3 protein-coding genes are annotated in these 2,479 nt (G+C 65.6%); all 3 read right to left on the bottom strand.

Features of this window, described 5'->3' with window-relative positions; genetic code table 11:
* Positions 1–13: 13 nt before the first annotated feature.
* Positions 14–1,546 carry an IS66 family transposase gene (locus EN846_RS33505; protein ID WP_095518982.1) on the bottom strand — a complete coding sequence of 511 codons (1,533 nt, stop codon included), beginning with the start codon at positions 1,544–1,546 and terminating at the stop codon, positions 14–16.
* Positions 1,547–1,615: 69 nt separating this feature from the next.
* Positions 1,616–1,972 (bottom strand): IS66 family insertion sequence element accessory protein TnpB, encoded by a 357-nt coding sequence (gene tnpB, locus EN846_RS33500; protein WP_023800865.1) that lies wholly within the window; start codon positions 1,970–1,972, stop codon positions 1,616–1,618.
* Positions 1,969–2,403, bottom strand: a complete 435-nt coding sequence (locus EN846_RS33495; RefSeq protein WP_095518983.1) for a transposase — start codon at positions 2,401–2,403, stop codon at positions 1,969–1,971. The genes tnpB and EN846_RS33495 overlap by 4 nt, the downstream gene beginning before the upstream one ends.
* Positions 2,404–2,479: the final 76 nt, after the last annotated feature.

Raw genomic sequence — 2,479 nt, 5'->3', positions numbered from 1 at the left:
GTAAGCGCTGTTCTCAGGCCACGGCCCTGAGTTCGGGAGCCGGGATGTAGGCCCAGGGCAGCAGGTCGTCGATCTGGCTGTTCGGGTGGCCATTGACGATCCTGGTGAGGACATCGGCGAGATAGCCGAGGGGCTCGACGCCGTTGAGTTTGCAGGTTTCGATCAGCGAGGCGACGACTGCCCAGTGTTCGGCGCCGCCATCGGAGCCTGCAAAGAGGGCGTTCTTCCGATTGAGCGCGATCGGACGAATGGAGCGCTCGACTGTATTGGAGTCGATCTCGATGCGGCCGTCGTCGAGGAAGCGGGTCAGGCCTTCCCAGCGCGAGAGCGTGTAGCGGATTGCCTCGGCGAGCTTGGTCTTCTGGCTAATCAGGCCGAGCTTTTCGCGCAGCCAAGGTTCGAGATCGGCAATGATAGCGCGGCTATTTTCCTGACGCATCGCGCGGCGTTCGTCAGCCGACCGGCCGCGGATGACGTCTTCGATCTTGTAGAGCTCGGCGATCCGTCTCAGCGCCTCGCTGGCAATCGGCGCGGGACCGGCTGCCGCCAGTTCATAGAAGCGCCGGCGCACGTGTGCCCAGCAGAAGGCGAGCGTCACGCCGCTTTTCTCGGCCAGCACGCGATAGCCGCCATAGCCGTCGACCTGAAGGATTCCGGTGAAGCCTGCGAGATGAGCGATCGGACGCTCGGCCTTTCGGTCCGGCGCATAGACATAGGCGACGCCCGGCGGGTCGCTTCCATTCCATGGGCGGTCATCGCGGGCATAGGCCCACAGCTGCCCAGTCTTCGTCTTGCCGCGGCCCGGATCGAGCACCGGCGCCGTGGTTTCGTCAGCAAAGAGCTTCGGTGAAGTCTTCAGCTTGCCAAGCAGCCGCTCATGCACCGGACGAAGGTGCCAGGCGGCGCGGCCGACCCAGTCGGCGAGCGTGGACCGGTCGAGATTGATGCCCTGCCGGGCATAGATCTGCGCCTGACGATAGAGCGGCAGGTGGTCAGCATATTTGGACACCAGCACCTGAGCGACCGTCGCCTCGGTTGGCAAACCGCTCTCGATCAGCCGGGCGGGCGCCGGAGCCTGAACGACCACATCCTCGCAGGCGCGGCAGGCATATTTGGGCCGGCGCACGACGATCACACGCAGCTGCGCCGGAACGATGTCGAGCCGCTCGCCCACGTCCTCACCTATCCGATGCAAGCCATTGCGGCAGCCCGGACAGGCATGGTCCTCGATGTCGACGACCATTTCCACCCGCGGCAGATGGGGTGGCAACGCGCCGCGGTTCGTCCGGCGCTTCCTGGCGCGCTCCAGACGCTCTGCGGGAGATGCTTGTTCATTCTCTTCCTCGTCGGCGGCCTCGATCTGCTCGGCCTCTTCGAGCCCCAGCAGCAACTGATCCTCGGGAAGCGTCTCAGCTCTTCGGCCGAAGCGGTGACGCTGCAATTCCTTGATGATCTGGATCAGGCGGGCGTTCTCGACGTCGCGCGCCAGGACCATCGCCTTCAGCGCGTCCGGATCGTCGGGAAGCTGGTCAGCCGCCATCGCCATGACCGGATCAGACCATATTCGCCGACATCCCGCGACAGCGGAATCCAGGCTGATTCACTTCGTCGCGGGTCAGCCCGCCTGAACCGGAACGCGGGTCCTGCGCGCCTCGTGGACCCGCCGCCAGTCGAGACCTTCGAGCAGCGCCGACAACTGCGCGGCCGTCAGCCGCATCATGCCGTCATGCACTTTCGGCCAGCGGAACTCGCCGTCCTCCAGACGTTTGGCGTAAAGGCAGACGCCGGTGCCATCCCAGAAGATCAGCTTGATCCGATCCGTCCGCTTCGCCCGGAAGACATAGACCGCGCCGCTGAACGGATCGGCGCCCATCGTCTCGCGCACAAGCGCCGCGAGGCCCTCCGCACCCTTGCGGAAGTCCACCGGCTTCGTCGCCACCATGACCTTGACCGCACCCGTCGGCCCGATCACGTCGTCGCCTTCAGCGCTCGGATTACAGCGGCCACCGTCCTGGTGTCGGCGCCACGGCCGACCCGCATAGCGACGCCGTCTATCTCCAGCTCGATCACACCGTCTCGGGCGGCTTTCTGCTTCCGCCGCCGCCTTGCCGCCGGTTCAGGCCTCGGCGCTGCAATCACCGCCGGAACAAACAACGATTCCGGTGCCGGCGCTTCCGCCAACGGCTGACGAGCGGCCCGACGCCAGGCGAACAGCTGCTGCGGGGACAAAGCGTATCGCCGCGCCACCGCGCTCACGGTCGCGCCGGCTTCGTAGCTTTCCGCCACGATCCGCGCCTTCTCCTCCGGCAGCCATTCGCGCCGCCGACCGGAGCCCGTGAACACCTCGAACCGGCGCGCGGGCTCGTGATCGCTGGATTTAAGCGTAAGCTCTGAAATCGTCATGTGTCGAAGCCCTCAAAGGCTCCGAACATCGTCCTTCACGCCGATCACCGAAAGGTGCCGTCGGGACATCGCTTAC

It is taken from the genome of Mesorhizobium sp. M4B.F.Ca.ET.203.01.1.1, from assembly GCF_004791025.1.
Lineage (GTDB): Bacteria > Pseudomonadota > Alphaproteobacteria > Rhizobiales > Rhizobiaceae > Mesorhizobium > Mesorhizobium abyssinicae.
The sequence above is the reverse complement of the archived record's forward strand: the minus strand, read 5'-3'. Positions and strand labels throughout refer to the sequence as shown.